This is a genomic window from Pseudomonas bubulae (genome assembly GCF_900618535.1).
Lineage (GTDB): Bacteria > Pseudomonadota > Gammaproteobacteria > Pseudomonadales > Pseudomonadaceae > Aquipseudomonas > Aquipseudomonas bubulae.
On the sequence record NZ_UYJA01000001.1, the window covers coordinates 932,419 to 955,897 of the forward strand.

Here is a 23,479-nt window from a genome sequence, read left to right on the forward strand (position 1 = left end):
CAGGTAAGGCGATTTATCCGTGCTTGTGCAATCAGATTGAACCTTTTTACGCTGTCAGCCACGTTCAGGCTGGAAGCGCACCACAAAACCCTTGAGGTTTTGCTGCTTGCCAAGCAAATCGCGCAGGCGATCGGCCTCTGCACGCTCCAGCAATGGGCCGACAAAAACCCGGTTCATCCCGCCGGAAGATCGCACATAAGCGTTATAGCCTTGATTGCGAAGGGTTTTTTGCAGGTTATCAGCACTGGCCCGATTGGACAGGCTCACCAGTTGCACCGACCAGCTGATTGGCAAGCCATTGGGATCAACACGCTTTTGCGTGGTGTCCAGCTTGGCCGGTGCCTGGGCAACGGTTTGCGCCGGCGTGACAGCCGGAGGCTTGGGCGCAGCCACTGCAGGCTTTGCCACGACCGGTGCGACCGGGGCTGGTGCCTGCTGCTCGACAACCGGCTGCTCAACCGGAGCCGGTTCCTCAGGGATCACCTGAGGCTCAGGCACGGCAACCGGCTCGACCTTGACCTGCGGCATTACCGGCATTTCAGGGGCGCTCGGTGCATCCACCTCAATCTGACGCAGCTCGTCCTGCCGGGAGAACAGCATCGGCAGAAAAATAACCGCCAGCGCCACCAGCACCAGGGCACCCACCATCCTTTGTTTGTACGCCTTATCCAGCAAAGCCATTTGCAGCCTCCTGCGTGGCACGCCGCTCCAACCACTCGAGCGCTTCGGCAACACAATAAAATGATCCGAACAACAGGATTTCGTCGTCAGTCGTGGCCCGTTCGCACTGCGCCTCAAGCGCTTGCTCCACGCTGGCATAAGCCGAAACAGCCGCCCCAAAACCCTGCAGCGCGGCCTCGACTTCAGCGCCCGGGCGCGTGCGCGGGGTATCCAGCGGCGCAACAGCCCAATGCGCGACCGAGCCCGTCAGTTGTGACACTACGCCATCCAGGTCCTTGTCGGCCAGCAAACCGAACACCGCCAGGCGCTTGCCTGCCACCGGCCGCTGCGCCAGGCGCCGCGCCAAATACTCGGCGGCATGGGGGTTGTGCCCTACATCCAGCAGTATATGCAAGGGCTTGCCCTTCCAACTGAACTGGCGACGATCCAGGCGCCCCGTGATGCGAGTACCTGCCAGCGCCGCGACAATGCGCTCCGGCTGCCAGGGCAGATCGGTCAACGCATAGGCCTGCACGGCCAGCGCCGCGTTTTCCATCGGCAGATCCAGCAGCGGAATATCGCGCAGCTCGATCAATTGCCCCCGGGCATCCTGACCACGCCAATGCCAGACCTGATCGGTACTGGCCAGATCAAAGTCACGACCGCGCAGAAACAGCGGGCAACCCAGCTCTGCAGCCTTGTCGAGCAATGTATGCGGCGGGTTCAGATCGCCACACAGGGCCGGCTTGCCGGCACGGAAAATCCCGGCCTTTTCAAAGCCCACGGATTCGCGGGTGTTGCCCAGATACTCAATATGATCGACACCGATACTGGTCACCAGCGCCAGGTCGGCATCCACCAGATTGACCGCATCCAGGCGCCCGCCCAGGCCGACTTCCAGCACCACGGCATCCAGCTGGGCACGCTCGAACAACCAGAAGGCTGCCAGCGTACCCATTTCAAAATATGTAAGGGATGTCTCGCCGCGCCCTGCATCCAGGGCCGCAAAGGCCTCGCAAAGCAGCTCGTCCGAGACTTCAACACCCTCAATTTGTACGCGCTCGTTATAGCGCAGCAGGTGGGGCGAACTGTAAACCCCCACCTTGAGCCCTTGCGCCTGCAGCAACGAAGCCACAAACGCACAGGTCGAGCCCTTGCCATTGGTACCCGTCACCGTCACCACCCGAGGCGCAGGCTTTTGCAGCCCCAAGCGGTTCGTTACCTCGCGTGCGCGATCCAGCCCCATATCGATGGCCGATGGATGCAACTGCTCAAGATAGGCGAGCCACTCGCCAAGGGTGCGCTGGGTCATAGGTTCGCAGGTGCCGGCGGAACAACGATGGTTTCAACAGGCGCGGCCACGAACACCGGTGTCGGCAAGCCCATCATTTGCGCCAGCAGGTTGCCCAGGCGCGGACGCAGCTCCTGACGTGCAACGATCAGGTCGATGGCGCCGTGCTCCAGCAGGAACTCGCTGCGCTGGAAACCTTCCGGCAGTTTTTCGCGAACGGTCTGTTCGATAACACGCGGGCCGGCAAAACCGATCAGCGCCTTTGGCTCAGCCACGATCACGTCACCCAGCATCGCCAGGCTGGCCGAAACACCGCCGTATACCGGGTCGGTCAGTACCGAGATAAACGGGATGCCTTCTTCACGCAGACGCGCCAGTACCGCCGAGGTCTTGGCCATTTGCATCAGGGAGATCAGGGCTTCCTGCATCCGCGCACCGCCCGAGGCTGCGAAGCAGATCATCGGGCAGCGGTGTTCAAGGGCGTAATTGGCCGCACGCACGAAGCGCTCGCCAACAATGGCACCCATAGAGCCACCCATGAAGGAGAACTCGAAGGCCGATACCACCACCGGCATGCCCAGCAAGGTACCGCTCATGGAGATCAGGGCGTCTTTTTCGCCGGTCTGCTTTTGCGCGCCGACCAGACGGTCCTTGTACTTCTTGCTGTCACGGAACTTGAGACGGTCAACCGGCTCCAGGTCTGCACCCAGTTCGGCACGGCCGTCGGCGTCCAGGAAGATATCAATGCGGGCGCGGGCGCCGATACGCATGTGGTGATTGCATTTCGGGCAAACGTCCAGGGTCTTTTCCAGCTCCGGACGATAAAGCACAGCGTCGCAGGACGGGCATTTGTGCCACAGGCCTTCAGGTACCGAGCTCTTTTTGACCTCGGAACGCATGATCGAAGGAATCAGCTTGTCTACCAACCAGTTGCTCATGCTTTCTTTCTCCAGTACCGGTGGCCAGAACAGTTCAGTTCAGGCCCCGTGTATGCCCTTGAGCTAAATTAATCAGGTGTGTGGCGATAATTGCCGGAACCGCGGTCCGCACTCGGCAAACCAGCAAAACCCTGCAACCCTCAGCCTTACCGACAGCACGCACCAGAGCGGCCGCCACTTAAATTTCTGCCCGTCTTCTCACCGGGCCCGCCTGCTTCGCAGAGCGGTATTGATGGACGGCGGCAGAGTGCCAGCCGTCACATCCGCATCAGTTTGCCGTGCGCACTGCCCGCATAAAGGCACGAATCCTGTCGTGATCCTTGATGCCCTTGCTCTTTTCAACGCCGCCACTGACATCCACGGCGTAGGGCTGCACCCGGGCGATGGCGTCTGCAACGTTGTCGGGCGTCAGGCCGCCGGCCAGGATAATCGGCTTGTGCAAACCCTGAGGTATCAAAGACCAGTCAAATGCCTGACCAGTTCCACCCGGTACACCTTCAACATAGGCATCGAGCAAAATACCGCTGGCCCCTGCATAGGCCTTGCAGGCACCGGCGATGTCATCACCGGCCTTGACCCGCAACGCCTTGATATAAGGACGGTGATAGCCTTCGCACTGCTCCGGGGTTTCATCGCCATGAAACTGCAGCAGATCCAGCGGCACGGCATCCAGGGTTTCGTTCAGCTCACAGGCGCTGGCATTGACGAACAACCCCACCGAAGTCACGAAAGGCGGCAAGGCGGCAATAATGGCCCGCGCCTGCGCGGCCGTGACTGACCGCGGGCTCTTGGCGTAGAACACGAAGCCTATGGCGTCAGCCCCGGCCTCGACCGCAGCCAGTGCATCTTCTATGCGGGTAATACCGCAGATCTTGCTGCGAACAACGGACATCTCGATAACACCCCGAACGCGAAAGCCCCGGATGGTAACAAATGCTTATCCGGGCGTCAGCCGTCCAGGCCGCTAAAACCGGTCAAGAAATGTGGACCAATGTAACGTTCCGGCAACTGGAACTCGTCGCGGTATTCAACTTGCACCAGATACAGGCCGTAGGGATGGGCCGTCACACCGCCCGAGCGCCGCTCGCGGCTCTCCAGCACTTCCTTGATCCACTCCACCGGCCGCTCGCCCGTGCCGATAGTCATCAGCACCCCGGCGATATTGCGCACCATATGGTGCAGAAAGGCACTGGCACGAATATCCAGCACAATCATGTTGCCGTGACGGGTCACGCGCAGGTGGTGCATTTCCTTGATCGGGGATTTGGCCTGGCACTGTCCGGCGCGAAAGGCACTGAAATCATGCACGCCCAACAGATGTCGAGCTGCCTCGGCCATACGCTCGACATCCAGCGGGCGGTGGTTCCAGGTGATTTCCTGATTCAGATGGGCCGGCCGGATCTGATCGTTGTAGATCACATAGCGGTAGCGCCGGGCGATGGCCTTGAAGCGGGCATGGAAGTGCGCGGGCATGACCTGGGCCCAGGTGACGCTGATGTCATGGGGCAAATTGATATTGGCGCCCATGACCCAGGCTTTCAGGGAGCGCTCGGCCCGGGTGTCAAAATGCACCACCTGCCCGCAGGCATGCACACCGGCATCCGTACGCCCGGCGCACATCAGGGAGACCGGTGAGGCGGCCACTTTGGACAGGGCGTTTTCCAGGGTTTCCTGAACGGTCAGCACACCATTGGCCTGGCGCTGCCAGCCGCTGTAGCGCGAACCTTTGTATTCCACCCCAAGGGCGATTCGGTAAAAACCTTCCGCGGCCATTTCAGCGGCCGGGTTATCTATATTTGCCAAGGACTTGCAGCCTGCTCATAAACGCAAAGGCGGCCATTATAGGGCGCACCCGGCAAGACGCCATGAAACATTTAACCGGAACGTCAGACAAACCAGGCTTCGTAGCAGCTGCCGAAGGACATTTCAACTGTGGGAGCGAGCCTGCTCGCGAAGGTCGTTCGCGAGCAGGCTAGCTCCCACAGGGAGGGTTGACCGGCAACAGAGTATCTAAAGGCGTTTCACTCAGTTCAGGCGTGCCATCATTTCCAGGGCTTCGGCCTGCTGCTGTGGATTACCCTCCTCCATGACCTCGGTCAGAATATCCCGCGCACCTTCGTCGTCACCCATATCGATATAGGCCTGGGCCAGATCGAGTTTGGTGGCCGTTTCATCGGCGCCCGAGAGGAAGTCGAATTCCGGCTCATCATCGGCAAAGGGCTGTTCCAGCGATGATTGCTCAAGGCTTTGCGACAGGCGATGCAACTCGGCATTGACCTTGTCCAGCTCAAGGGCAAAGCTGTCCGCCGCCACAGCGGGTGGAGCGCTTTCTTCAGCCAGGGACAGGTCAAAGTCCGCCGGCAGGTCCAGATCAAAGTCCGACGCCCCTTCGTGAGCCGCCTGAACCTGAGCCTGCTGTTCAAGCACCGCTTCGAAACTGTCTGCCGCCGGCTTGTCGAGCCCTGCAGGTTCTGGCGTCACCACCGCAGGGGAAGCCGCTTCCAGTTCATCAAGGCTCAGATCAAAATCGTGATCGAACGCTGCAGGTGCAGGTGCAGCAGGCTCCGGCTGCGGTTCGACCTCGCGATCGTCGCGCATCATGTCCTGGACAAATTGCGCTTGCAGCTGGGTGGCCACCGCTGCGGTAGCAATGCCGGCCGCTGCCGCCACCGCCATGCCCGGATAACGATTTATGAGCTGCTCGACCTGGGCGTGATTCTTGCCATTGGCTACCAGTTGGCGCTCTTGAGCGATAAAAGCGTCACGATCACCCAGTTCGGCGTAAACCCGCATCAACTCAAGACGCAAATCACTGCGCTGGGGCTCCCGATCGATCGCAGCCTTGAGCAATACAACGGCCTCGCTCAACTGACGCTGCTCAATCAACCGCTCGGCCTGATCCAGCACATCAGCCGCAGGCTTGGCCAGGGTAACCGGCGCGACCACCGGAGCTACTGCCTCCACGACCGGTGCAGGTGCAGGTGCAGGTGCAGGTGCAGGTGCAGGATCGATACTGCGCGACGGCGCTTCAAGCCCCTCAAAACTGCTTTGCGGCAGATCCAGATCGGCTGCAAACCCGGACTCACTTTCAAGATCCCGAGCCATTCGCGCATGTTTTTGCGCTTCTTGCAGCGCCTTGCGCCGACGCACGAGCAACAACAGCAAGAGCAGCAACAAGACCGCCCCGCCGCCGACAAGCCCCAGTAATAGCGGGCTGTTCAGCAGGTCCTGAATGTTTCGCTCATGGCCTTGCGTCGCCCCGGTGTCTTCAGGACTTGGTGCCACTGCAGTGGCCGGCGCACCTTCGATTGCCGGCGCAATATCGGCTTCAGGCGCATCCGCGGCCTGCACGCCGGCCAACGCAACTGCCGGGTCGACAGGCGCACCTTTGCCGGCCTCCAGCCTGGCCAGTTGATCGTTCTTCAATTCAATCAAACGCTGCAGCTTGTCCAACTGGCTTTGCAGGTCTTTCATCCGGTCTTGCAGCTCGGCATTTTCACGACGGCTGCTGTCCAGACCTTCCTGAGTCATCGCCAGCTGGTCAGCCAGTTTTTTCGCATCCCCGGCAGCACCCTTGCCTGCCTGAGCGGAAACCAGACTCAAGGCATCCTGATGCACAGCCTTGGCGGCAGGCGCCGGCACAGGCTTGCGACCGGTTGCATCGAGTTGCTGGGCCAACGGTACGGTGCGACGGCCACTGCGCCAGTCGGCATTTTGCGACGCCACTTCGTTGATGGCCCTGGCCTGGGGCAATTGCACACTTTGCGAGGCATCTGGCAGGCGCAGTACCTGGCCGGTTTTAAGCCGGTTGATATTGCCGTTGATAAACGCATCAGGGTGCAGGGCCTGAATTGCCAGCATGGTCTGCTGCACCGAGCCGCCGTTGCGCGCCTTGGCGGCGATCTCCCACAGTGTGTCACGGGACGTGGTGGTGTACTGCACGGGCGCGGCAGGCGCAGACGTTGATGCCGCCGACGCGGCCTGCGGCGAGAACCGGGCGGGATCGAGCAACACGCTGTAGTCGCGCATCAAGCGGCCGTTGGGCCACATCACCTGCACCAGGAAGTTCACAAAAGGTTCGGACAGCGGCTGGCTGGAGGTGACGCGCAATACGCTCTTGCCATCGGCGTTGATGATCGGGGTAAAGCGCAAATCATCCAGAAACGCCGGGCGCGGAACTCCGGCCTTGCTGAACTCCTGTTCGGGGGCAAGGCTTGGCACCACTTGCGCAGCAGTCAGGTCCTTGACATCGAGCAGCTCGATTTCTGCCAGCAGCGGCTGGTTCTGCGCCGACTTGAGCGTCAGCTCCCCAAGCTCAAGCGCCTGCGCCATACCGGATGACAGCGCCGAAGCGGCAGCGATTGCCAACACCAATTTGCGAACCTGAACCATAGCCTCTTCCTTATTGGTACAGGCCTCGTCCCACGAGACCTGTATAGCAGCCAAGTATCTTTTACAGTTGGTCTTTTATCAACAACTCAGCCAACTGCACGGCGTTCAATGCGCCACCCTTGCGTACGTTATCTGACGTCAGCCACAGATTAAGTTCAGATGTGTCGTCCACACCGTGACGCACTCGACCGACATACACCACATCCTGACCTACGGCATCGCCAACAGCAGTCGGGTAGTCACCGGCTTCCACCAGCTCGATACCCTCACCTGCCTCGAGGGCGGCATTGACTTCAACCAGATCCACCGGCCCGGCCAGTTGCAGGGACACGCTGAAGCTGTCACCAAAAAATACCGGCACTTGCACACTGCTGGCCGATACCTTCAGCGTAGGCATAGCCAGAACTTCGCGCAGCTCATTGACCAAACGTTTTTCCAGCGGCACATGGCCCTGTGCGTCCGGCGGGCCGACCTGGGCCAGGACGTTGAAGGCCATCTGACGATCAAAGAAGCTGGTTTCCAGCGGATGCAGGTTCAGCAGCGCGGTGGTTTGGCGTGCCAGCTCCGAGACCGCTTCACGGCCTTGAGCGGAAACTGCCATGCAGGCCGTCACATTGACCCGCTGAATTTCCAGCACTCTTAGCAAAGGCGCCAGCACCACGGCCAGTGCGGTGGCCGAAGGACTCGGGCTGCTGACTTGCAGTGGTTTTTTCAAGGTTGCCAGCACCTGCGCGTTGGCTTCAGGTACCACCTGCGGCGCCTGTGCAGAAGGCAGCGCGCCGGACAGGTCGACCACCATGCTGCCGGCTGCACTGGCCTTGGCAGCAAAACTCAAGGTCACGGCAGGGCCTGCGGCAAAGAATGCCAGCTGTACGCTGCTGAAATCGAACGTGTCGACATCGCGCACCCTGACGTTTTTACCGCGAAAAGGCACCGAATGCCCGTCAGATTCACTGCTGGCCAGCAAGTGCAACTTGCCAACCGGAAAATCACGCTCTTCGAGCATTTGTACGATGGTTTCGCCGACAGTGCCGGTGGCGCCAACGACGGCGATATCAAAGGACTGGTTCATGTATCTACCTCAGGCGAAACGTGGGGAGCGGCACTGTACCGGGCACAACCCCGACAGGCAACGCGCCCGGCCTATTTGATGGATGATGACAACTCGTAGCAGCTGATCATCCAATAAAAAGCCCGCGCCTCTTGCGAGACGCGGGCTTGAACCTGCCAGAGGCGAATTAACGCTCCAGCAAAATCCGCAGCATGCGGCGCAGCGGTTCTGCCGCGCCCCACAGCAACTGGTCGCCCACGGTAAAGGCACCGAGGAACTGCGAACCCATGTTCAGCTTGCGCAGACGGCCAACCGGTACATTCAGGGTGCCGGTAACCTTGGTCGGGCTCAGTTCCTGGATGCTGGCTTCACGCTGGTTTGGCACCAGCTTGACCCAGGGGTTGTGCTGGCTGATCAAACCTTCGATATCGGCGATAGGCACATCTTTGTTCAGCTTGATGGTCAAGGCCTGGCTGTGGCAACGCATCGCACCGATACGTACGCAAATACCGTCCACCGGAACCGGGTTCTTGAAGCGACCCAGGATCTTGTTGGTTTCTGCCTGCGCTTTCCACTCTTCACGGCTTTGACCGTTCGGCAGCTCTTTGTCGATCCACGGGATCAGGCTGCCGGCCAATGGCACACCGAAGTTTTCGGTCGGGTAGGCATCGCTGCGCATGGCCTCGGCCACACGACGGTCGATATCCAGAATCGCGCTGGCCGGGTCGGCCAGTTGATCGGCGACCGCCGCATGAGTAGTGCCCATCTGCTTGATCAGCTCGCGCATGTTCTGCGCACCGGCGCCCGAGGCCGCCTGGTAGGTCATGGCGCTCATCCACTCTACCAGACCGGCTTCGAACAGACCGCCCAGACCCATCAGCATCAGGCTGACAGTGCAGTTGCCGCCGATATAGTTTTTGGTGCCGGCATCCAGCTGCTGGTCGATGACCTTGCGGTTGACCGGGTCCAGAATAATGACCGCATCATCCTGCATGCGCAGGGTCGACGCTGCATCGATCCAGTAACCTTGCCAGCCCGCCTCACGCAGCTTGGGGAACACCTCGCTGGTGTAGTCGCCGCCCTGGCAGGTCAGGATTACATCGAGGGTTTTCAGCTCTTCAATGTTGTAAGCATCCTTGAGCGGGGCAATATCCTTGCCCACGGACGGACCTTGTCCACCGACATTGGAAGTGGTGAAAAACACCGGTTCGATCAGATCGAAATCCTGCTCTTCCAGCATCCGCTGCATGAGCACGGAACCAACCATACCGCGCCAACCGACCAGACCTACACGTTTCATCGCAACTACACCTTTAACAAAAAGTGGGGTCGTTACTTCCACCAACAGGAAGTAACGGGCCCGAGAGATTACAGATTCTGCAGCGCCGCGACTACTGCATTGCCCATTTCCTGTGTTCCGACCCGGGTGCAACCCGTCGACCAGATATCACCGGTACGCAAACCCTGGTCCAGAACCAGGCTTACGGCCTGCTCGATGGCATCGGCAGCAGCGGTCTGGTTGAAGCTGTAACGCAGCATCATCGACACCGACAAAATGGTCGCCAGCGGGTTGGCAATGCCCTGCCCCGCGATGTCCGGCGCCGAACCGTGGCAAGGCTCGTACATGCCCTTGTTGTGGGTGTCCAGGGATGCCGATGGCAGCATGCCGATAGAGCCGGTGAGCATCGAAGCCTGGTCGGAGAGGATGTCACCGAACATGTTTTCGGTGACGATCACGTCAAATTGCTTGGGTGCGCGCACCAGTTGCATGGCCGCGTTGTCGACGTACATATGGCTCAGCTCGACGTCCGGGTAGTCCTTGGCCACTTGCTCGACCACTTCACGCCACAGCTGGCTGGACGCCAGCACGTTGGCCTTGTCCACCGAGCAGAGCTTTTTGCCACGCACGCGGGCCATGTCGAAACCGACGCGGGCAATGCGGCGGATTTCGCTTTCGCTGTACGGCAGGGTGTCATAAGCCTGACGCTCACCGTTTTCCAGCTCGCGGGTGCCACGGGGGGCGCCGAAGTAGATACCACCGGTCAATTCGCGAACGATGAGGATATCCAGTCCGGAAACGATTTCCGGCTTGAGGCTCGATGCATCAGCCAGTTGCGGGTACAGGATTGCCGGGCGCAGGTTGCCGAACAGGCCCAGTTGCGCACGGATTTTCAGCAGGCCGCGCTCGGGGCGAATGTCGCGCTCGATCTTGTCCCATTTCGGGCCACCCACGGCGCCCAGCAAGACAGCGTCGGCCGCACGGGCGCGCTCAAGGGTCTCGTCGGCCAACGGTACGCCATGCTTGTCGATGGCTGCGCCGCCGATCAGGTCGTGGGTCAGCTCCAGGCCCAGGTTGAACTTGTCACTGGCCAGCTCCAGCACCTTGACCGCTTCGGCCATGATTTCCGGACCAATACCGTCGCCAGGGAGAATCAGAATCTGCTTGCTCATGGGTTCCTCTTTCTTGTCTGTTGATGCCCCCGCAGGCGCACCCGGAAATATTCAGGTTACTTCTCGGCCCACAGCACCAGCACATCGGTGCTGAACGAACCATCGGCTTCAATTTCAAAATAATCGCGTACTTCGGCGCCCATCGACTGCTGCAACTGGCGGATGGCCGCGCTCATGACCTGTGGCGTACGCATGCGCTCGATCCAGGAGCTGAACTCTAAACGCAAACGCTGACGCTGTGTGCTGCGCACGTGCAAACCGGCTTCACTGACCTGACGCAGCCATTCGGCGCTCGAATAATCGCGTACATGGCTGGTGTCGCGCAGCACTTCGACACTTTGCAGGTAGGTGTCGAACAACGGGCTGCCGGGTGAGATCACATCGATAAATGCCGCTACGCCACCCGGCTTGAGCACCCGGCGCACTTCGCGCAGGGCAACGCCCAGATCGCTCCAGTGATGGGCCGAGTAACGGCTGAGCACATAGTCGAACTCGCCATCGGCAAACGGCAAACGCTCTGCCGCGCCGCAAACGGTGCTGATATTGCCCAGCCCGCGATCGCTGGCGGCAGCACCGACCACATCGAGCATTTGTTGCGACAGGTCGTATGCCACCACATCCTTGACCAGTGCAGCCACATGAAAGCTTACATGGCCCGCGCCACACCCCAGGTCCAGCACCCGCGCTTCAACTTTACCCGCCAGCTCGGCCTTGAGCAGACCGAACTCGGTGCCTTGCGCATGCACGGCGCTGCTCAGATAGGCCGACGCCTGTTCGCCGAACTGCTTTTGTACGACCTGGGTGTGCTGGGCGGTACTGGTCATTAAAACTTCCTTTTAGCGTCAAGACTTGGGTTGTCCACACTGCCGTCATCGCGGGCAAGCCCGCTCCCACATTTGAAATGCATTCCCCTGTGGGAGCCGGGCTTGCCCGCGATGAGGCCATTCAAGCGTCGCGAAACAACCACGGCTGGCTCGCACGGTGCTTGCTTTCAAACGCGGCAATTGCATCGCCGTCCTGCAAGGTCAGGCCGATATCGTCCAGGCCGTTGAGCAGGCAATGCTTGCGAAACGCATCGATTTCAAAGCCCAGCACCTTGCCATCCGGGCGGGTCACGGTTTGTGCCTCGAGGTCGATCTTGAGCTGGTAACCCGGCTCGGCTTCAACCTGGGCAAACAGCTCATCGACTTCGGCGTCGCTCAGGATGATCGGCAACAAACCGTTCTTGAAGCTGTTATTGAAGAAGATATCGGCGTAGCTCGGCGCGATGATGCTGCGAAAACCGTACTCTTCCAGCGCCCACGGCGCGTGCTCACGGCTGGAGCCGCAACCGAAGTTTTCCCGGGCCAGCAACACACTGGCGCCCTGGTAACGCTCGGCGTTAAGCACAAAATCCTTGTTCAGCGGGCGCTTGGAGTTGTCCTGGTAGGGCTGACCCACATCCAGATAACGCCACTCGTCAAACAGGTTAGGGCCAAAGCCGGTACGCTTGATCGACTTCAGGAATTGCTTGGGAATGATCTGGTCGGTATCGACGTTGGCACGATCCAAAGGCGCGACCAAACCGGTGTGCTGAGTAAAAGCCTTCATGCTGCGCTCCCCTGGATCAATTCACGGACATCAATAAAACGACCATTCACGGCGGCGGCAGCGGCCATGGCCGGGCTGACCAGGTGAGTACGGCCACCGGCGCCCTGACGGCCTTCAAAGTTGCGGTTGGAGGTCGAGGCACAATGCTCGCCCGACTCAAGGCGGTCCGGGTTCATCGCCAGGCACATCGAACAACCCGGCTCACGCCATTCAAAACCGGCCTCGATAAAGATCTTGTCCAGACCTTCAGCCTCGGCTTGGGCTTTAACCAGACCCGAGCCCGGCACCACAATCGCCTGTTTGATGGTGGACGCCACCTTGCGCCCCTTGGCAATTACTGCCGCAGCACGCAAGTCTTCGATCCGCGAGTTGGTGCACGAGCCGATAAATACGCGATCGAGCTGGATATCGGTGATCGCCTGGTTGGCGGTCAGGCCCATGTACTTCAATGCACGTTCGATCGAGCCACGCTTGACCAGGTCGGTTTCCTGTGCCGGATCCGGCACGTTCTGATCAACCGCCAGAACCATCTCGGGCGAAGTGCCCCAGCTGACTTGCGGCTTGATCTGCGTAGCGTCCAGTTCAACCACGGTGTCGAACTGCGCATCGCTGTCGGACACCAGGTCTTTCCAGGCTTCGACCGCCAGGTCCCATTCAGCGCCTTTAGGCGAAAACGGACGGCCCTTTACATAATCGACAGTTTTCTGATCGGCGGCCACCAGGCCTACACGGGCACCGGCTTCGATGGACATATTGCAGATGGTCATGCGGCCTTCGACGGACAAGTCACGAATCGCGCTGCCGGCGAATTCGATGGCATGACCATTGCCGCCCGCGGTGCCGATCTTGCCGATCACGGCCAGTACGATGTCCTTGGCGGTTACGCCGAACGGCAATTGCCCTTCGACCGACACCAGCATGTTCTTCATTTTTTTGGCGACAAGGCACTGGGTGGCGAGCACATGCTCGACCTCGGAAGTGCCGATACCGTGGGCCAATGCACCGAAGGCGCCGTGAGTCGAGGTGTGCGAGTCACCGCAGACCACGGTCATGCCCGGCAAGGTCGCGCCCTGCTCCGGGCCGATCACATGGACGATACCCTGACGCACGTCGTTCATCTTGAATTCGGTAATGCCGTATTCGTCACAGTTGTCATCCAGGGTTTGCACCTGCAGACGGGAAACCTGATCGGCAATCGCTTCGATCCCGCCTTTACGCTCCGGCGTGGTCGGTACGTTGTGGTCCGGGGTGGCGATGTTGGCATCGATACGCCAAGGCTTGCGCCCGGCCAGCCGCAGGCCTTCAAAGGCTTGCGGCGAGGTCACTTCGTGAATGATGTGACGGTCGATGTAGATCAGCGCCGAGCCATCGTCACGCTGCTTGACCAAATGCGAATCCCAGAGCTTGTCGTAGAGCGTTTTGCCGGCCATCAGACGGTTTCCTCATCAGCTACTTTTCTGTGCCAATAACCACTTGGCTTGTGAGGTCGATCCTATGGGGTTACAGTGAATAACTCAAATTCATAATTTTTATGCTTTGGATAACCAACAGGAATTCGAATAGATGGATCTCGCGAATCTCAATGCGTTTATTGCAATTGCTGAAACCGGCAGTTTTTCCGGGGCCGCCGAACGGCTGTTCCTGACCCAGCCAGCCATCAGCAAACGCATTGCCAGCATCGAGCAGCAACTCAAGCTCAGGCTGTTCGACCGGCTGGGCCGTGAGGTCAGCCTCACCGAAGCCGGCCGGGCCTTGCTGCCGCGCGCTTACCAGATCCTCAACGTACTGGATGACACGCGCCGGGCACTCAACAACCTCAATGGCGAAGTCAGCGGGCGCCTGACCCTGGCTACCAGCCATCATATCGGTCTGCACCGACTGCCACCTTTACTGCGCGAGTTCACCCGCACTTACCCCAAGGTCGCGCTGGATATTCAGTTTCTCGATTCAGAAGTGGCCTACGATGAAATTCTGCATGGGCGTGCCGAACTGGCAGTGATTACCCTGGCGCCGGAGCCCCATTCACTGATTCGCGCGGTACCGGTCTGGGATGACCCGCTGGATTTCGTGGTGGCCCCGGAGCACCGCCTGACCCGGCAAAAAGCCGTAAGCATGGCCGATATTGCACGCCATCCAGCGGTGTTTCCCGGCGGCAATACCTTTACCCATCATATTGTCCATCGCCTGTTTGAAGCCCAGGGCCTGACGCCCAACATCGCCATGAGCACCAATTACCTGGAGACCATCAAGATGATGGTGTCCATCGGCCTGGCCTGGAGCGTGTTGCCGCGCACCATGCTGGATGAGCAGGTGGCATCGATTGCCCTGCCCGGCATCCAGCTGACCCGCCAGCTGGGGTATATCCTGCATACCGAACGCACCTTGTCCAATGCGGCCCATGCCTTTATGACCCTGCTCGATGCCCAGGTAGATGCCCTGCCCGCACAAACGGACGACGCCCAAACCGTACACCGGTGAAATAATCCCGCGCATTTGGCCCGATAAAACAATAAGGACCCGCCATGCAAACTCCTGAAATTTTCATCCTCAGCGCCCGGCGCACGGCCATCGGCACCTTTGGCGGCTCGCTCAAGGACGTGCCCCTGGCCGAGCTGGCCAGCACTGCGGTCAAGGCCGCGTTGCACAGCAGCCAGGTCGACCCCGGGCGCATCGGTCATGTGGTGATGGGCAACGTGATTCCCACCGAGCCCCAGGATGCCTATCTGGCGCGGGTTGCGGCGATCAATGCCGGGATCCCCAAGGAAACCCCGGCCTACAACGTCAACCGCCTGTGCGGTTCGGGCTTGCAGGCGATCATTTCTGCCGCCCATACCCTGATGCTCGGCGACGCCGACTTCGCCATTGGCGCCGGGGCCGAAGCCATGAGCCGCGGCCCCTACCTGATGCCCGCCGCCCGCTGGGGTGCGCGCATGGGCGATACGCCAATGCTCGACTACATGCTGGGTATTTTGCACGACCCGTTCCACGGCATTCATATGGGTGTAACGGCCGAGAATATCGCCCAACGCAACAGCATCAGCCGCCAGGCCCAGGACGCTCTGGCGCTTGAAGACCAGCAACGCGCCGCCCGGGCTATCGAGCAAGGTTACTTCGACAGCCAGATCGCCACCGTCGAGGTACGCAGCCGCAAAGGCAGTGTGATGTTCAGCCAGGACGAGCACCCGCGGGCCACTACCCTGGAGCAGTTGGCGCTGATGAAACCGGCCTTCAAGAAAGACGGCAGCGTGACTGCAGGCAATGCATCGGGGCTCAATGATGGGGCGGCGGCGCTGGTGCTGGCCACTGGCGCGGCAGTACTGGCGGGCAATCTTGCGCCGATGGCGCGGCTGGTGGCCTACGCCCATGCAGGGGTTGAACCCGAGCTGATGGGGTTGGGACCGATACCGGCAACGCGGCTGGCATTGAAGCGGGCTGGCTTGAAGATCGGTGACATGGACGTGATCGAAGCCAACATTGCCTTCGCCGCCCAGGCGTGTGCCGTGATGCAGGAACTGGATATGGACCCGGCCAGGGTCAACCCCAACGGTTCGGGCATCGCCCTGGGCCACCCGGTGGGGGCCACGGGCGCGATCATCGCGACCAAGGCCATCCATGAACTGCATCGGACACAGGGTCGTTATGCCCTGGCGACCATGTGCATTGGCGGCGGCCAGGGCATAGCGGTGATTTTCGAACGGGTGTGAAACACGACCAAAACTCGTAGCAACTGCCGCCGAACGCAGCATCGTTCCTTCGGCAGCCGCTACGAGCCCAACGGTTATTTACCGGCTGTCAACGTGGAGTAGCTGGTGATCAGATTGCGATAGTCCGGGATATGGTTGGAGAACAGCGCGCCCAGGCCTTCAATGTCATTGCGCCAGTCGCGATGCAGCTCACAGGCCAGACCAAACCAGGTCATCAGTTGCGCACCCGAGGATGACATGCGATCCCAGGCCGAATGGCGGGTGATTTCGTTGAACGTACCCGACGCATCCGTCACCACAAACACCTCATAGCCTTCAGCCAGTGCCGACAGTGCCGGGAATGCCACGCAGACCTCAGTGACCACCCCTGCGATGATCAGTTGCTTTTTACCTGTTGCCTTGACCGCCTTGACAAAATCCTCGTTGTCCCAGGCATTGATCTGCCCCGGGCGGGCGATATAGGGCGCTTGCGGGAACAGCGCCTTCAACTCGGGCACCAGCGGGCCGTTGGGTCCGGTTTCGAAGCTGGTGGTCAAAATGGTCGGCAACTTGAAGTACTTGGCCAGATCAGCCAGCGCCAGCACGTTGTTCTTGAATTTGTCCGGTTCGATATCCCGCACCAGCGACAGCAAACCCGCCTGATGGTCCACCAACAAAACGGCGGCATTGTCCTTGTCCAAACGCTTGTAAGAAGTTGTCACAGGGTTTACCTCTCTGGGATAAGACAGAAAAGGCCAGGCCATGACCCTCATGGCCTGGCATTGCGCTTCGGTGCAGCATTGCTACGCGGGCATGCGGCCAAACTTGCCCGACTGGAAGTCCACAAACGCCTGATGGATTTCGGCGTCGGTGTTCATCACAAACGGCCCATGGCCCACGATCGGTTCGTCGATCGGCTCGCCGCTGAGGACCAGCAGCACGGCGTCGTTATTGGCTTCAAGGCGGATGCTCGAGCCATCACGCTCAAACAGCGCAAGCTGCCCTTCACGCACCACGTCCTGACCGTTGACCTCGACCGCACCATGCAGCACCACCAGCGCAGTGTTGCGGCCCGGGTGAAGATCCAGCGTAGTCGACTTGCCCGCATTCAAGCGGATATCCCACACGTCGATCGGCGTAAAGGTATGGGCCGGGCCGCGTTTGCCATCGAACTCACCGGCAATCAGGCGCAAACGGCCGGCATCGTCCTTGAGCGCCAGGTCGGGGATGTCACGGTCGACGATGCCCTGATACCCCGGCGCGGCCATTTTGTCCTTTGCCGGCAGGTTGACCCATAGCTGCACCATCTCCAGCGGGCCGCCACTGCGGGCAAACGCCTCGGAATGGAACTCCTCGTGCAGGATGCCGGACGCTGCGGTCATCCACTGCACATCACCCGGGCCGATCACCCCGCCGTTGCCGGTGGAGTCACGGTGTTCCACTTCGCCCTTGTAGACGATGGTCACCGTTTCAAAACCACGGTGCGGGTGCTGGCCTACACCACGACGCTCTGTAGTGGGCGTGAACTCGGCTGGCCCGGCGTAATCCAGCAACAGAAACGGGCTGATGTGTTTGCCCATGCTGTCGTAGGAAAACATCGTGCGAACCGGAAAACCATCGCCGACCCAATGAGGGCGGGGGGCCTGATAAACACCAAGAATTTTTTTCATGTTGCACCTCCTGTAAATCATGGCAACAACTATAGATTCGTCGCACCCATAAGACTAGACAGGTTTTTTGGTACTGATCGTTCTATGAATGGAACAATTATTCCGCCCTGCATCAGCGGGTCAAGCCTGTAATGGCCGGAGCAAAACCAACTAAATCAGAAACTTGTTTCTGGTTTATCAATCGTGCTGCGTCTAATAACTATTCCTATTAACAAGAATGAAATTTCTTACTTCGGAGCCTAGGCACGCGATGCAACGACCCAACTTGAGCCGGACCCCTCTTTCGATCGCCACCCAACGCCGGACGGTACGTCACACCTTGCTGTCCAGTGCCCTGATGGCCTCGGTCATGCTGGGGGCATCCCTTGCCAGCGCGGCGCCGGTGGCCCTGAACATTCCGTCGCAAGCCCTGGCCAGCGCGCTGAATGAACTGGGCAAGCAGGCCAACCTGCAGATCCTCTACAGCCCGGATCAGGTGCAAGGCATCAAGTCGCGTCCAGTGAGCGGTTCGCTGGAGCCGGTCAAGGCACTGGAGTCACTGCTGCAGGGCAGCGGCATCTCGTATCAGCTCAACGGCGACACGGTGATTTTGAGCGCCCCCCAAGGCAAAGGTCTGGAACTGGGTGCAACCACTGTCACAGGCCAGGGCCTGGGCGACTCGCTGACCACCGAAGACACCCATTCCTATACTACCGGCGCCAGCAACAGCTCGACCAAACTGCCGCTGTCGATTCGCGAAACCCCGCAGACCGTCACAGTAGTCACCCGCCAACTGATGGACGATCAAGCCGCACAGAGCATCGGCGATGTACTGCGCAACGCGCCGGGCATTTCCACCCAGGCCTACGACAGCGACCGCATGGAGTACTCGGCCCGCGGCTATGCCATCACCAACTTTCAGTACGACGGGGTCAACACCCTGTATGACGGCGTGTTCGATGAAGGTGCGACCAAGGTCGATATGGCCCTGTATGACCGCGTCGATATCGTCAAGGGCGCTACTGGCCTGTTGTCCGGCTCGGGCGAGCCGTCGGCCACGGTCAACCTGATTCGCAAAAAACCGACCCGCGACTTCAAGGCATCGGTCACTGCCAGTGCGGGCTCGTGGGACAACTATCGCACCGAAGGTGATATCTCCGGGCCGTTGAATGACGATGGCAGCGTGCGCGGGCGAATGGTGGCGGTTTACCAGGATGCCGACTCGTACCGCGACCACTACTCACGTAAAAATGACGTGTTCTACGGCATCATCCAGGCCGACCTCACCCCCGACACCCTGTTCACCTTCGGCATGGACTACCAGAATATCAAACCTCGCGGCTCGTCCTGGACCGGCAACCCGTATTACTTCTCCAACTACACCAAAACCGACTTCAGCCGCTCGTTCAACCCGGCCACCGACTGGAGCCGCCGCGACGTCCAGATCCAGTCCACCTTCGCCTCCCTGGAGCACCGTTTCGCCAATGACTGGAAAGTCAAAGGCACCCTCACCCAGCAAACCAACGACCACGACACCCTGCTGGGTTCGGCCAGCGGCGGGATGCCAGATCCGGTCACGGGTGACGGCATGTTCTTCTACTGGGGCCAGTGGGAAGGCCATCGCGTCCAGAACACCTTCGATATCAATGCGACCGGCCCGTTTACCCTGTTTGGCCGCGAACATGAACTGGTAGTGGGCGCAACCTCCCAGACCTCCCGCCAGACCGGCGCGACCTTCGACGGCAGCGAATTCCGTGAGCTGTCGAGCAGCATTTTTGACTGGAACGGCAAATACCCGAGACCGGACTTCCCGAAAAACGGCAAATACGAAACCAACCAAAATCAAAACAGCGCCTATATCGCCGCACGCTTCAAGCCGGCAGACGACTGGTCGATTATCCTTGGCAGCCGCGTAAGTGATTTCCAGTACAACAGCACCTACAAGTACTACGAGCAGACCAGCACGTTCCAGGACAACAAGACCACGGCAAAACAGCACGGCGAGGTGACGCCCTACGCCGGGGTTGTCTACGACATCAACGACAACTATTCGGTGTACGGCAGCTACACCTCGATCTACAAACCTCTTACCGAGCAGAGCAGTTCCGGTGCCACCCTGGCCCCCACAGAAGGCAACAGCTACGAACTCGGTTTGAAGGGCGAGTACTTTGATGGCCGTTTGAATGCCAGTGCGGCCGTGTTCCGGACCGAACAGAAAAATGTACCGATTCAGGTCGGCACTAACGCCAACACCAACCTGGGCATTTATGAATCCCTTGATGGTGCGACCACCAACGGCATCGAGCTGGAACTGGCCGGTGAACTGATGCCGGACTGGAACCTGATCGCCGGCTACACCTACGCCCGCACCCGCTCTGATGATGGCGAACGTGTCTACGGCTACCCGCTGGAAACCACCAAGCCGGAAAACGTGGCGCGGTTGTTCACCACTTACCGCCTGCCGGGGGTGCTGAACAAAGTCACCGTGGGCGGTGGCGTGAACTGGCAAAGCCCGTTCTACGGCAAGATCTACAACGATGCCAAGGGCGACTACGACATCATCGAGCAGCACAGCTACGCGCTGGTCAACCTGATGACCCGCTACGAGTACAACGAACACCTGACGTTTAACCTCAACGCCAACAACGTGTTCGATAAAAAGTACCTGTCGGGGCTGGGTAACTTCAACACCACCTACTATGGCGAACCACGCAGCCTGATGCTGACGTCCAAGTACACCTTCTAAGTCAGCAGCGGCAACGAGCCTGCTCGCGAAGGCCAAGCGCATCGCGAGCAGACCGTGTCAGGCACTCACGGCTTTTTTCAGCGCCACCGGTTGCAAGTCAAAACGCTCCGCCAGAAACGGCGTGACCTCCAGCGGCAGCGGCTCTTGCCGCACCAGTGCGTCGAGCATGACACCGGTGATCGCCGAAGTCAGGATGCCGGTACGGAAATGCCCGCAGGCATTCAAATACCCCTCAATCCCCTTCATGGGCCCCAGGATCGGCAGCTCATCGGGGGAGCCTGGCCGCAACCCGGCCCAGGTACGCTTCAGGTTGGCGTCCTTGAGTTCGGGAATACAGCGCATCGCCCCCTGTACCAGCCCGGTGATTTCAGGGAAGGTGGTGGTCACGTCGAAGCCTTTGTCTTCGGTAGTGCTGCCAATCAGGATTTCGCCGTTGTCCTTTTGCGCCAGGTAGCAATCACTGGTGGTCAGGCAGCCGTTCAGCAACTTGGGCATGCGCTCGGTCAATACAATCTGCCCCTTGACCGGGGCCACAGGGATACTCAAGTCAGTGGCCATCACGCTGAGTTCTGCCGCCCAGGCGCCAGCGGCATTAATCAGGGTTTTGCAGTGGAACGCGCCCTGGCTGTCGGTGCGCACGCCGGTCACCTTGCTGCCCTGACGCATGACCTCGATGACGTTGGTGTTGAAGTACAGATCGACTCCATTTTGCCGGGCCCCTTCGGTGTAGGCATCGGTCAACCGGAACGGGCTCACCTGGTGATCGCACAAAAACTCCAGCGCACCTTGCGCATCGTGACTGACGCTCGGCTCCGCCTCGCGCAGGGCCGCCTGGTCGAGCCAGCGCACCTCATCGGCCAGATGCGGGATATTGGCGACAATATGCTCGGCATAGAGCCGGTCTTCATCGTCATAAATCACGTACTTGAGCCCGGTGCGCTCGAACTTGAAATCCATCCCGTGGTTTTCCAGCAGTTCCTTGTGCAAGCCGGGGTACAAGGCATTGGATTGCAGGGCAAAGTCGAAAAAACACGCTGGCAGGATATGCGGGGTACTGGCGTCGACAATCACGGCCGAACCCCGGGCTTCACGCTTGCGTTCGGCAGACATCATGCGAAAAAAAATCACCCCGCAGCCCAGCCCCACGGACTCGCCGATGGCCCACAGCCCGCCTGCCGACGCGCGGCTGGCATTGCCGGGGCGCTTGCAGTCGATCAGGGCTATTTTAAGATCCTTGCGCCGGGACAGGTGATACGCACAGGAGGCGCCAATAACACCGCCACCGGCGATGACCACGTCATAGGTCTTGATCATGTCAGGCATCCTTGCTCGCGTTGATAAAAGCCGAAAACGGCACGGGTTCCAGCGGGAATCGCGGGCGCAACCAGCCCACATCCTTGCGCCCGGTGGCTTCACGCAGGCGGTCACTGCAATAACCGACACACATGCGGCCCTGGCAGTCGCCCATGCTGATGCGTGTACGCATTTTAAGGCTGGCCATGTCCTGCACGCCCTGGCTGAGCGCAAGGTCGATATCGGCGCGGGTGACATGCTCGCAACGGCATACCACCGTGTCGGCCTGGGGCAGATCGATCTGGCGCGTACCGCGCCGGGTATAACGATCAATCCCGCCGCGAAAGCGCATGAGGGTGTTGAGCCTGGACAGGTACTCGCGGCGCTGTTCAAGCGCCTGCTTTGCACTCAGGACCCCACGCTGCTGCAAGATCGACAACGCGCCAATCCGCCCCGTGAGCATCGCTGCCTCGCCCCCGCGCATGCCCGTGACATCACCGGCCAGGTGGATTGATGCCTGACTGCTCTGCTGCCAGTTATCGGCTTTGGCCGCCAGATAACCGTCGACGTTGTAAGCATGATCCAGACCCATCTGCTGGCTGAGCTGAGTGCGTGGAATAAAGCCATAACCCACCGCCAGGGTGCAGGCTTTCACCGCCTGCGCCTGGCTCATGTCGGCCTGCCAGGTGTTGGAATAGGGAGCCACGATCACTTCGCTCAGTTCCCCTTCGCCAAACGCCTGCACCACACCCCAGCCGTAATGCACGGCCACGCCATGGCGCTTGAGGTAAACCAGCATGCTCAGGCCGTCGAGGAACAACTGGGGCTGGTTGAGCAGCGCCAGGCTTTCCTTGGCAATGCGGCCAAACTCGCACGCTTCATATACCCCGGCCACTTCCACACCCGCTGCGTGCAACTGGCACGCCACCAGCATCAGCAAGGGCCCGGTGCCCGCAATCAGCGTCGGCCCACGGGGTTTGACAACACCACTTTTGATCTGCAGCTGCAGGCCACCCAGCATGATCACACCCGGGGTGGTCCAACCCGGGAACGGCACGCTGCGCTCATGGCAGCCAGCGGACAGCAGCAGTTGATCGAAGCCGATTTGCTGCAATTGCTCATGCTCATCCAGCACTTGCAGGCTTTGCTGACCTTGCCCGCCGACAACGCGATGGTTGAGGCGTACATCCACTGAGTGGGCAATGACCGAAAATTCGCCGTGCAACTTGTGCAGCGCAGCCTTGTAGCGTTCTCCCAGATAGTCGAGTTCGACACCGTCGCGCAAAGGCCCGCGATAAACTACACCACCCAGCCGCGAGGCTTCTTCGAACAACGTGCTTTGCACGCCATGCTGCGCCAGCTCTATTGCCGCCGACATCCCTGCCGGTCCGCCACCGACAATCACCGTACGGGCGCTCATAGCACCAGCTCCTGGCTGGCGACGCGGTTGATCCCGGTCTCGACCTGCATACCGGGCTTTACCACGGTCTGGCAGGCGCGACGCTTGTGCCTGCCATCGATATTCACCAGGCAGCAGTAGCACACGCCCATGCCGCAATAAGCGCCCGTCATCCGCCCGTGGTCGTTGCGCGACAGTTGCCGCACACCCACTGAGTTCAACACGCTGAGCACGGTTTCACCTTGAGCGGCATTGACTGGCTGACCATTGACCAGAATGGACATGTCGGCCTGCCTCAAGGGTTGAATATCGTACTGTCGCTTCAAGTCATCCATG

The 23,479-nt window shown here is 60.0% G+C and carries 20 protein-coding genes; 3 read left to right on the forward strand and 17 right to left on the reverse strand.

Annotated elements, in window-relative coordinates; translation table 11 throughout:
* Window positions 1-54 precede the first annotated feature (54 nt).
* The 12 genes from PPTH39_RS04035 to leuC all read right to left on the reverse strand — a co-directional run bounded on the left by PPTH39_RS04035 (window position 55) and on the right by leuC (window position 13,803).
* Entirely contained in the window at window positions 55-681 is a 627-nt protein-coding gene (locus PPTH39_RS04035; RefSeq protein ID WP_095002442.1) for an SPOR domain-containing protein, read from the reverse strand.
* Entirely contained in the window at window positions 665-1,972 is a 1,308-nt protein-coding gene (gene folC, locus PPTH39_RS04040) for a bifunctional tetrahydrofolate synthase/dihydrofolate synthase (RefSeq protein ID WP_095018884.1), read from the reverse strand. Before folC ends, PPTH39_RS04035 begins: the two co-directional genes overlap by 17 nt.
* Complete coding sequence (gene accD, locus PPTH39_RS04045; protein ID WP_095002440.1) at window positions 1,969-2,889, reverse strand: acetyl-CoA carboxylase, carboxyltransferase subunit beta; 921 nt, start codon at window positions 2,887-2,889, stop codon at window positions 1,969-1,971. The genes folC and accD overlap by 4 nt, the downstream gene beginning before the upstream one ends.
* 268 nt (window positions 2,890-3,157) lie before the next feature.
* Window positions 3,158-3,781 carry a phosphoribosylanthranilate isomerase gene (locus tag PPTH39_RS04050; protein WP_095021363.1) on the reverse strand — a complete coding sequence of 208 codons (624 nt, stop codon included), beginning with the start codon at window positions 3,779-3,781 and terminating at the stop codon, window positions 3,158-3,160.
* A 56-nt stretch (window positions 3,782-3,837) separates the two neighbouring features.
* Complete coding sequence (gene truA / locus PPTH39_RS04055) at window positions 3,838-4,662, reverse strand: tRNA pseudouridine(38-40) synthase TruA (RefSeq protein ID WP_095002438.1); 825 nt, start codon at window positions 4,660-4,662, stop codon at window positions 3,838-3,840.
* 252 nt (window positions 4,663-4,914) lie between these two features.
* A complete protein-coding gene (locus PPTH39_RS04060; RefSeq protein ID WP_130871644.1) occupies window positions 4,915-7,281 on the reverse strand; it encodes a motility hub landmark protein FimV in 2,367 nt (788 codons plus the stop codon).
* Window positions 7,282-7,342: 61 nt separating this feature from the next.
* A complete protein-coding gene (locus tag PPTH39_RS04065; RefSeq protein ID WP_130871645.1) occupies window positions 7,343-8,353 on the reverse strand; it encodes an aspartate-semialdehyde dehydrogenase in 1,011 nt (336 codons plus the stop codon).
* A gap of 166 nt (window positions 8,354-8,519) precedes the next feature.
* Window positions 8,520-9,632 (reverse strand): aspartate-semialdehyde dehydrogenase, encoded by a 1,113-nt coding sequence (asd, locus tag PPTH39_RS04070; RefSeq protein ID WP_095002435.1) that lies wholly within the window; start codon window positions 9,630-9,632, stop codon window positions 8,520-8,522.
* A 68-nt stretch (window positions 9,633-9,700) separates the two neighbouring features.
* Complete coding sequence (gene leuB / locus PPTH39_RS04075; RefSeq protein WP_095002434.1) at window positions 9,701-10,783, reverse strand: 3-isopropylmalate dehydrogenase; 1,083 nt, start codon at window positions 10,781-10,783, stop codon at window positions 9,701-9,703.
* A 56-nt stretch (window positions 10,784-10,839) separates the two neighbouring features.
* On the reverse strand, window positions 10,840-11,607 hold the full coding sequence (locus PPTH39_RS04080; protein ID WP_130871646.1) for a class I SAM-dependent methyltransferase: 768 nt from the start codon (window positions 11,605-11,607) through the stop codon (window positions 10,840-10,842).
* A gap of 121 nt (window positions 11,608-11,728) precedes the next feature.
* On the reverse strand, window positions 11,729-12,373 hold the full coding sequence (gene leuD, locus PPTH39_RS04085) for a 3-isopropylmalate dehydratase small subunit (RefSeq protein ID WP_095002432.1): 645 nt from the start codon (window positions 12,371-12,373) through the stop codon (window positions 11,729-11,731).
* A complete protein-coding gene (gene leuC / locus PPTH39_RS04090; RefSeq protein ID WP_095021360.1) occupies window positions 12,370-13,803 on the reverse strand; it encodes a 3-isopropylmalate dehydratase large subunit in 1,434 nt (477 codons plus the stop codon). The genes leuD and leuC overlap by 4 nt, the downstream gene beginning before the upstream one ends.
* Before the next feature lie 133 nt (window positions 13,804-13,936).
* Between leuC and PPTH39_RS04095 the strand changes: the two genes are divergently transcribed.
* On the forward strand, window positions 13,937-14,851 hold the full coding sequence (locus PPTH39_RS04095; RefSeq protein ID WP_095002430.1) for a LysR family transcriptional regulator: 915 nt from the start codon (window positions 13,937-13,939) through the stop codon (window positions 14,849-14,851).
* Window positions 14,852-14,895: 44 nt separating this feature from the next.
* Window positions 14,896-16,077: an acetyl-CoA C-acyltransferase family protein gene (locus PPTH39_RS04100; protein ID WP_095021359.1), complete on the forward strand. Its 1,182-nt coding sequence runs from the start codon at window positions 14,896-14,898 to the stop codon at window positions 16,075-16,077.
* A 74-nt stretch (window positions 16,078-16,151) separates the two neighbouring features.
* On the opposite strand, the gene ycaC is transcribed toward PPTH39_RS04100, so the two are convergent.
* On the reverse strand, window positions 16,152-16,778 hold the full coding sequence (ycaC, locus tag PPTH39_RS04105; RefSeq protein WP_095002456.1) for an isochorismate family cysteine hydrolase YcaC: 627 nt from the start codon (window positions 16,776-16,778) through the stop codon (window positions 16,152-16,154).
* Between the two features lie 81 nt (window positions 16,779-16,859).
* Complete coding sequence (locus PPTH39_RS04110; RefSeq protein ID WP_095025095.1) at window positions 16,860-17,726, reverse strand: pirin family protein; 867 nt, start codon at window positions 17,724-17,726, stop codon at window positions 16,860-16,862.
* Window positions 17,727-17,976: 250 nt separating this feature from the next.
* On the opposite strand from PPTH39_RS04110, the gene PPTH39_RS04115 reads away from it, so the two are divergent.
* Window positions 17,977-20,451, forward strand: a complete 2,475-nt coding sequence (locus PPTH39_RS04115; RefSeq protein WP_095024497.1) for a TonB-dependent siderophore receptor — start codon at window positions 17,977-17,979, stop codon at window positions 20,449-20,451.
* Between the two features lie 57 nt (window positions 20,452-20,508).
* Here the strand turns inward: PPTH39_RS04115 and hcnC are convergent, their stop codons facing one another.
* Genes hcnC through hcnA form a run of 3 tightly spaced genes read right to left on the reverse strand, consistent with a single transcriptional unit; the run spans window position 20,509 to window position 23,478 of the window.
* Window positions 20,509-21,765: a cyanide-forming glycine dehydrogenase subunit HcnC gene (hcnC, locus tag PPTH39_RS04120; RefSeq protein ID WP_130871647.1), complete on the reverse strand. Its 1,257-nt coding sequence runs from the start codon at window positions 21,763-21,765 to the stop codon at window positions 20,509-20,511.
* Between the two features lies 1 nt (window position 21,766).
* Complete coding sequence (hcnB, locus tag PPTH39_RS04125) at window positions 21,767-23,164, reverse strand: cyanide-forming glycine dehydrogenase subunit HcnB (protein WP_095027197.1); 1,398 nt, start codon at window positions 23,162-23,164, stop codon at window positions 21,767-21,769.
* Window positions 23,161-23,478 (reverse strand): cyanide-forming glycine dehydrogenase subunit HcnA, encoded by a 318-nt coding sequence (gene hcnA / locus PPTH39_RS04130; RefSeq protein WP_095002425.1) that lies wholly within the window; start codon window positions 23,476-23,478, stop codon window positions 23,161-23,163. Before hcnA ends, hcnB begins: the two co-directional genes overlap by 4 nt.
* Window position 23,479: the final 1 nt, after the last annotated feature.